The organism is Kitasatospora sp. NPDC005856 (assembly GCF_040629945.1).
Classification (GTDB): domain Bacteria; phylum Actinomycetota; class Actinomycetes; order Streptomycetales; family Streptomycetaceae; genus Kitasatospora.
The window spans coordinates 1-7,653 of sequence record NZ_JBEXWT010000173.1 but is presented as its reverse complement, the minus strand read 5'-3'; the positions used below and the strand labels follow the sequence as shown (position 1 = coordinate 7,653).

Genomic DNA, 7,653 nt, shown 5'->3' with positions numbered 1-7,653 from the left:
AGCGGCCGAAGCCGCTCCCACTGGCCGTCAGTCAGATCACCCCTACTCCCCATAGTCGTATCAACGACTCAACTGATCGGCAGGACACGGCCTAGTGCGGTCGCGGCGGCTGCCGCGAGCACCAGTACGGTCCCCGCGGCCACCCGGAGCGCGGGGCTGCGGCGCCGGGGGAGTCCCTCGGCGGCGGCCGCCCGGATCCGGGGGAGCAGCCCAGCCATGGTGGTGCGCTCCCGGCGGGCGGGGTCGGCGGTGAGGCAGTCGGTGAGGACGGCCTGCCAGGCGGGCGACAGGTCGGGGGAGAGGTGGAGGCGGCCCCGCCCGGCGGCGTACTCCTGGGCGGCGGCGGACCGGGCCGCCGGGGTGGAGCCGGGGAAGGGCAGTGCGCCGCCGGCGAGTAGCTGATTGGCCGTCACCCCGAAGGCCCACACGTCCAGGCCGGGGCGGGTGGCGATGCCGCGTTCGCTGACCGGTTCGGTCCGCCGCTCCGGCGGGAGGTAGTCGGGTGAGCCGAGCGGGGGTGCGTAGCCGTGGGTGCCCTCGATCTGTGTGGTGAGCCCGAAGTCGGCCAGCCGGACGGTGCCGTCGGCCATCAGCAGGACGTTGCCGGGTTTGAGGTCGCCGTGCACCCAGCCGGCCGCGTGCAGGTGAGCGAGGGCCTCGGCGATCTGCACCAGGTACCGCCCAGCCTCGGCGAAGGTCGGTCCCGGGTCGCCCAGCAGGTCGTGCAGGCTGTGCTCGGCCCGTTCCATCACCAGGACCACAGCGCCGTCCAGCTCCGGCCGTTCGGGGTCGTGGACGGTGCTGCTGCCGTACATCCGGATCAGGTGCGGGTGCGTGGTCTCCTGGCTGAACGCCACCTCGCGGTCGGCCGCCTCGGCCAGTTCGCGGGCGTTCCGAGGAGCCAGCCCACTGGTGGACATTACCTTGAGCGCGGCCCGGGTCGGTGCCCCGTCCGGTGCGGCGCCGAGCCGGCGGGCCGAGTGTACGCTGCCCCAACTCCCGGACGCGATGAAGCCGGTGACCTCCCAGTCCCCGATCCTGTACCCGGGCGGGGCGAGGACGGTGCCGGGCTGGCCGAATGGTGTGCTCATCGGGTCACCTCGCGGGTAGTGGCCGACCGGTTTGCCCGGGACGGCAGCAGTGCCAGGTGATCCTCCCGGACCAGCCCGAACCGCAGTGCGACCGAGACCACTAGGTCGCGCTTGCCTCCCTCCCGGGCCGTACCGTCGCCCGCACTGTCGGCGGGCCGACGGAGCCGGAGCTTGTGCCGGGCCAGGTAGTCGAGGTGGGCGTTGACGGCGTGTTCTGTGAGTTCGCCGACGCCGGGGTGGGCACGCAGCCGGTCGATGACCTGACGGTTGGTCGGCACGGTGGCCCCGGGCCGGTCGCGCAGCCGCTGCTCGCAGAGCGCGGTGAGCACCAGGAAGTAGGTGGAGGACTCGTCCAGCGAGAAGGCTGCCACTGTGGCGTCGCCGGTCAGGTGCGGCTGCTCGTCGACGCCGTAGGTGTGGGCGGGCGCGAACACCTGGAACTGCTGCTGGGCTTCGCGGCCGGGCAGCACCACCCGGGCGAACTCGAACGGGATCGGCGCGCCGATCCGGCGCGGCGCGACCCGGATGTACTCCCCGGCGCCCTCGGGGTTCTCCACCAGGTAGCTCTGCGAGGTGGCGAAGTTGCTCAGCTGCCAGTGGTCCTCGCTGGCCCGGATCTCCCCGGCCAGCCGGGGTACCGCCGGGTCGGTGAGGCCGATCTCCATCGGGTCCTCGGGGGTGCCCCGGCCGAACCGGGCACTCTGCCCAGGGGTCAGCTCCAGGGTGAGTGGCCTGCCACCCGGGGCGGCAGGCACGTGTACCAGTACGTTCGTCATGCGTCCCCTCCCGCGTGCCGCCCGGCACTCCCTCGGACGGTCGGCAGCACACGACACTACCGACGGAGCCGGTCCGGCGCGGGAGGTTCGATGACATGACATCAGCTCGCGCACTATCACGCCTCGTTGGTTGACGTAACCCCTGGGGCCGGGGATGCCCCGCGGCTGCGGCCCGGTCTAGCGTCGTACGCAGTACACAGCAAGGCGCGCCTACCTGTGATTCGTCCTCATCTGTCCAAGGGAGAACCATGAAACGACGCCTCACCCGCAACCTGCGTCGCGCGGGAGTTGTGACCGCCGCTGCAGCAGCCGCGCTGATGGGCTCCGCTGGCATCGCCTCCGCGGCGCCGGGCGGGGCGTACGCCTCCGGTACCGGGGTCTTCGGCTCCGCGAACTGGGAGTGGACGACCTCCGGTTGGAAGAACGGCAATGCCGCGGTGCGGGACACCGCGTGTGACGCGAAGCCGGTCTACATCCACTTCCGGGTCAAGACGACCAGGGGAAGCATCTACTCCACCACTCCCCGATGGAACCAGCAGGGGTGTGGCGAGACGTCTTCCTGGGCCGGCCTCGCCTACGACGCTGGCTACTACGTCGCCGCCGTGCAGGTGGAGACCTGTGTCAAGGACAAGGGCTGCTACCAGAGCGACTGGCAGGACAACCCGCTCACGTAGCGCGTGCGGTCCGACGGCCCTGACTCCGTACCGGGGTCGGGGCCGGGGCCGTCGGGCTGCCGAGGGTGAGGTGACAGAGCCGGAGGCGGCTCCTCCCCCTGGTCGAGCGGGGCTGGTTAGAGTCGCCGCCGCTCCAATGACTCTGCCCACAAGGGGAATTCGTGCTGCCCAAGACAGTGCTCCGAACCCCCGCTCCGCTGTTCGTCGCCGCGCTCGCGCTCAGCGCGAGCGGCTGCGCCAAGGACGGCGAGGAGACCGGCGCCAGCGGCAAGAACTGGGCCAAGGCGGCAACAGCCGTCTCGGAGTTCGTTTCTGTTGGTCGCCGCGGGTATCTGTGAGGATCGTCCGTCCGGCCGTATTCACCGTCGGCGAAGTGGCCGTACGTCGGGCCGGTCTCCGGCCATGACCTGACCGAGGATCTGTTTGGCCGTGATCCGGTCCTGTGGGGCGGGAGTCCGCTCACGCCGGCCAGGGCCGTACTTTCCGTACAGGACTCGATCGGCCAGGCGGGCGCGCGCATCGGCCGGGCTATGGGACGGGCGCATCGCGAAGTCCTGGTTGCAGAACAGGTGGGTCAGGGCGATATTGTCCGCCGTGTCCGTGCCGCCCTGCCAGGAGCCGTACGTTCTCCAGAACCACACGATCCGCGCCGGACCAGATCTCGTACTCCCAACCGTGTTGCTGAACCAATTCGTCGGGCCATGCCAGTGCATCGGCAATCACGGGATCCGTGAGCCGGTCGGCCGGCTTGACGTTCACCACCCGCACTACCCCGGATCTCATGACCAAGAGGAAGTCCGGGACATGACGTCGTGCCCGGTCGCCGACCCGGGCCGTCACGAGGCGCGGCTGGGCGTAGATCGCGCTCACAGCCGGGTCCATGTCGGCCAGGAGCAGTCGGGCCAGTTCCATCCGGCTCTCGTAGACGACAGACCCACCCATCGTCGCCGATGCGTACGCCCAGGGCATACCGGGCCACGGTGTCGATCAGGCCGATGTTCGCGCCGCCGGGCCGGTCCCGCTCGCGCAGCACGATCCGGCGGAGGTTGTCCTGCGCGACCACGGCCAGGCCCCGCCCGAACCGGTCCCGGATGCCCGCCGCCACCGACGACTTGCCCGACGCCGAGTTTCCCCGGACGACCACGAGCCGGGTCTCCGCGCTTCCCACGGGTGTCCCGCCCGCCGAGGGCGCCGGGCGGCTCGCCGCGCTCATGCCGGCCATCCGACGACGGACAGCGGGCGGCCGGCGGCGATCTGCGTCAGCGCGTCGGGGGTGTAGCCGACGATCGGCTCCGGAAGACCGTCCAGTGGCCAGAAGCGGAGTGCTGCGCACTTGTCCGGCTCGCGGTTGGTGATCGTGCCGCTGTAGGCGCGGGCGGTGAAGAACAGCTGGAGGCGTCCGGCACCGTCGTCGGCGTCGAGGTGGTGGAGGGTGTGCACCAGGTCGAGGTCCTCCTCCTGGATGGTGATGCCGAGTTCCTCGTCGGCCTCGCGGGCCATACCGGCAAGCACGGACTCCTCCGATTCGAGGTGGCCGGCTGGAGCGTGCCAGTGGTGGGAGGCGAACGTGGTGTTGGTGCGTTGTCCGAGCAGTACCTGGCCGTTCTCGATCAGGACCAGGTGGACTCCCACAACCAGCGTCTGCGGCACGGTATGTCTCCTTCCGGGACGGGAGGGAACCGGCGCGGGGAGCGCCGCCGGTCCAGGACATGGCGAAGCTGCGATCAAACCGGTGATCGTTCGTCGTACGTGAGTGCGTTGGCGGATGTCCCACCGTAGGAGGCCAGGTAGGGCCGCGTCGGCGTGTCGCGGCAGAAGCCACACGATCCGGTGAACTGCCCCAATTCGCCATAACGGTAAGGCCGTTGCTGGAAGCGTAGGGCAGGCCGCCACGCGCGCGCCCCGCGTCACCAGGAAACTGGGAGGCGGCAAAGCCGCCAGTCGACGGCGTTCATCGGTAGTACTGCGGTTGGCTTCCGCGGGCGGCCTTCCCCCTGCTGATCAGAGACCGGTGACAGTCCAGATCGGGAGGTTCCCGGCAGGAGCGCTCCAGGTCGCGAGGTTCGGCTCAGCAGCCCGAGCGGGAGTCGACGGGCTGCTCGTCGAGAGGAGCGCGGTCGCCGCCGTGATCCGGAGGATCATTCGTCGTCCTGAGACGCGAAGGTGCCGGCGCTCTCCCGTCCCTGGAGCCGCGGTCGTTCGGTGGCCGGGAGTCAGTCAAGAGGGATTCGTTGCCCGCCAGCCGAACCTCGGAGCTGGTCACAGTAGGTTCGGGACTGCGCACAGGCTGTTGGACAGGGGCATCGAAACCGAGGTCGATCAGGTCCTGCAGCCGTTCGGCGGTGAGCTGGCCGGCTGCCGCTTCTCTGCCGCGCTGGTACAGCCATGCCTGGGGCAGGAAGCCCGGCTCGTCGATGTAGAGGCTGCGGGGGAACTCCAGGCCCCCGTACTCCCGTTTGAGGCGGCGCAGCGCCTTGATGATCTGTTTCCAGCGGTGTTCGAGCGCGTCCCAGATGAAGCCGAGGCGGTTGAGTTCGGCGGTCTGTGTGGCGGTCAGTCGTTCGGTGCGGTTGCGGTACTCGGCGACTTTGCTGCCGACCTTGCGTCCGTCCACCTGGTACTTCTGCGGTACGTCCAGGTGCTTGTTGGCCAGCTTGAAGGCGGTGAGGTCGGCGATGAACTGCTTCCACTCGGCGGCGGCCGGATCCCAGAGGAAGCCCTCCGCGGTGAGGGCCTCGACCTTGGCCTCGGGCACGGTGCCCTTGGCGTAGGCGACCCGAAGCGTCTTGGCGATCTCGCCGAGTTTGTACGGCTTCCCGTCCGGTCCGCTCTGTACGCAGTCCCGGCCGATGCGCAGGTGCCCGTGCCGTTCCCGGTGCGCCCGCAGCTGGGTGATGAGGATCTGCTGCTCGTAGGCGGGAACGTCCCAGATCATCCCGAGCGCGTCGAGCTGCGCGATTCGGTCCTGGCTGAGGCGGCCCGCCGCGTGGAAGGCGCGCTGGTGGCTGATCCAATCTCCCAGACGCAGACCTGAGGTGGTGCGGTGGGGCTGCGGGACGAGGAGGTCCTTGTGTTCGGCGAGGTACGCCTCGGCCGCGCCGATGTACTCCTCCCAGGTCGTGGTGGTCATCCGGACCGCCTGCAGGGTGATCGCCCGCGCGAAGTCCGGCAGCTTCGGTGCGGGGAGTCCCGTGACGTGCAACCACGGCATCAGGCTCCCGGGGCCGGCCGCCTCGGTGTCCCGGCCGCCGCTTCGGCCAAGCCGGCGACGGGCGGCCTCCACGGATTCGGCCACCGTGCCGTCGAGCGCGGCGAGCGCCTGCAGGGTCTGCCAGACCCCGGCGAAACTCGAGGCCGCCAGCGCCTCGTGCGGATCCTCGCCGGGCTTCAACATCGCCGGGATCATGTACGTGGCCACCTTGGCGATCCGGCGGTCCCCTCGCCGGGCGGCCCGGCCGAGCGCCTGCACGGCCGCGATCTGCCCCATCGGGTGGAGGATGGCGACAGGCCTGCGCGCACTCGAGGCACCCCAGCTGGCCCGGTCCAGCCTTGTCTCGCAGCGTCAGCTTCGAGCCCGCCTTCCCGCCGATCGAGCCCCGGAACGTCCAGCACGGACGCAGCTGCGCGTTGGACGCTTGGGTCGCCTCCAGCCGCGCCTGAGCCTCGGCCTCCGTTCCTCCTCGCGTCGATGCTGCTCCTTCTCGTGGCAGGGTCAGTTTTCCGTTGGCATCGTCAAATTATCGGACCTGTAATCCTGCGGATCGGAAGCGGCGAGTAGGATTCGACCTTTCGAGTCCTGCGCACTAGTTCTTCCGGCGGGTTCCTTTTGTCCTGAACGGCCGAAACATATGCTTTTGCTTCGAGGGCGCTGAAAGAGGGGGCAATTTTTCGCACTAGGCGCATTGCGGCCATCTGGCCATCTGATCGGAGAGTGGCCCGAACGGAGTCCAGGACGGGGTCAGGGGGCTGTTCACCTTTGAACTGCTGTCGGTAAATTGATTGCCAGTCCGCGGTCCGGAACGTCTCTCCTGGAATTTCGCAGATACTTCCATCCTCACCGTCGACGAGATACGGTCCGCCACCGATGAGCATTGTTCCAGGAATTGGATTCCGCTTATATTCTGCAGACTGCCAGGCCACCACCCATCCAACAGGAGTCTCATTAACTCCGATGACGGCGAGTTCCGGCAATGACCCTTTACTCTGACGCTCAACCAGCAGATGCTCAATGAGAGCTACGGCTTGCTCCTTGCTCACATTCAATTCCGACTCCGATCTCACGCAGAGACGATGGCCGCGACAGGCGGCACCACCCATCTGACGATGCCGACCTTACTATGAGGGACGGGTGGGATGCCACGCGGTGCGGCAACTCGACTAATTCCGCGAGATCCAGGAGAAGATTTCTGGTCCGTCGCCCGAGGGAAGCTTCGGGCGACGGACCAGGATTCGTTGGGACTAGTTTGTCCGCATGATGTAGTAGTAGCGCCAACCCTCAGGAGCCGCTCGACTAGTTTGCGCGTCAAGGAACACAACTACCCCGTTATCATTGATCACATTGAAGTAATGCCCTTGCGTACCCCTTTGTGAGGCCGCCGCCGTGGGTTCGACCATAACGATCGCGCGAGAGCCATTTCCCCAGCCCTGCATGTCGCTCACGATTCCGGACAGGCCCCCCTTCTGCACAAACGGCTGCTTTGAGCCGGCGAGGGCCTGCAGCTGCAGGCGATAAAGTGGCGTATCGGCAGGGGCCGCCGGCGGCGGGTTCTTGCCTGCCAATAGCTGGTCAGTGGCCACAGATACGGGCCCGCAGTTCTTTCGCCCGCAGCCAGGATTTATTCGCTCCATGAGGCCTGGCGTCTCCGGAACCAGGTAGGTGCCACCGTTCATGGTGGTTCGCACATCGGCGCCCCACCAGCGGCGAATAGCGGCTCCACCGGCTATGTCGGCCTTTGCTCCGAATGTCTTTGTGCCCCAGCTGCGCAGGCCGCCGAGCCCAGAGAGGATGACCTGCGTGGCCAGCTCGTCGGCGTTCTTCTCGACGAGGTCGGCGACGTTGGTGCAGCCGAATTCGCGGAGTTTGGCTGCCGCGACGTACATGGCGTAGGCGGG

Annotated in this window: 9 protein-coding genes and 1 pseudogene; 2 read left to right on the top strand and 8 right to left on the bottom strand. The window is 68.3% G+C overall.

Annotation, left to right across the window (positions count from 1 at the left end; translation table 11 throughout):
- Positions 1-68: 68 nt before the first annotated feature.
- Complete coding sequence (locus ABZ449_RS41345; RefSeq protein WP_360357124.1) at positions 69-1,091, bottom strand: protein kinase; 1,023 nt, start codon at positions 1,089-1,091, stop codon at positions 69-71.
- Positions 1,088-1,867 (bottom strand): serine/threonine protein kinase, encoded by a 780-nt coding sequence (locus ABZ449_RS41340; RefSeq protein WP_360357122.1) that lies wholly within the window; start codon positions 1,865-1,867, stop codon positions 1,088-1,090. Before ABZ449_RS41340 ends, ABZ449_RS41345 begins: the two co-directional genes overlap by 4 nt.
- Positions 1,868-2,115: 248 nt before the next feature.
- Between ABZ449_RS41340 and ABZ449_RS41335 the strand changes: the two genes are divergently transcribed.
- The gene (locus ABZ449_RS41335; protein WP_360357121.1) at positions 2,116-2,541 is read left to right on the top strand and encodes a hypothetical protein; all 426 of its coding nucleotides are present in this window, start codon (positions 2,116-2,118) and stop codon (positions 2,539-2,541) included.
- A 161-nt stretch (positions 2,542-2,702) separates the two neighbouring features.
- On the top strand, positions 2,703-2,879 hold the full coding sequence (locus ABZ449_RS41330) for a hypothetical protein (RefSeq protein WP_360357119.1): 177 nt from the start codon (positions 2,703-2,705) through the stop codon (positions 2,877-2,879).
- A 190-nt stretch (positions 2,880-3,069) separates the two neighbouring features.
- Here the strand turns inward: ABZ449_RS41330 and ABZ449_RS41325 are convergent, their stop codons facing one another.
- The 6 genes and pseudogenes from ABZ449_RS41325 to ABZ449_RS41300 all read right to left on the bottom strand — a co-directional run.
- Positions 3,070-3,453, bottom strand: a complete 384-nt coding sequence (locus tag ABZ449_RS41325; RefSeq protein WP_360357116.1) for a TnsA-like heteromeric transposase endonuclease subunit — start codon at positions 3,451-3,453, stop codon at positions 3,070-3,072.
- Positions 3,454-3,502: 49 nt separating this feature from the next.
- Positions 3,503-3,754, bottom strand: a pseudogene (locus ABZ449_RS41320) (kinase); the annotation flags it as partial.
- Positions 3,751-4,191 (bottom strand): NUDIX domain-containing protein, encoded by a 441-nt coding sequence (locus tag ABZ449_RS41315; RefSeq protein ID WP_360357114.1) that lies wholly within the window; start codon positions 4,189-4,191, stop codon positions 3,751-3,753. The pseudogene ABZ449_RS41320 and the gene ABZ449_RS41315, both read right to left, overlap by 4 nt.
- Before the next feature lie 418 nt (positions 4,192-4,609).
- Entirely contained in the window at positions 4,610-6,028 is a 1,419-nt protein-coding gene (locus ABZ449_RS41310; RefSeq protein WP_360357111.1) for a helicase associated domain-containing protein, read from the bottom strand.
- A gap of 245 nt (positions 6,029-6,273) precedes the next feature.
- Positions 6,274-6,798 carry a YrhB domain-containing protein gene (locus ABZ449_RS41305; RefSeq protein ID WP_360357109.1) on the bottom strand — a complete coding sequence of 175 codons (525 nt, stop codon included), beginning with the start codon at positions 6,796-6,798 and terminating at the stop codon, positions 6,274-6,276.
- 201 nt (positions 6,799-6,999) lie between these two features.
- The coding region (locus ABZ449_RS41300; RefSeq protein ID WP_360357106.1) for a toxin glutamine deamidase domain-containing protein at positions 7,000-7,653 on the bottom strand (654 nt) is incomplete at its 5' end.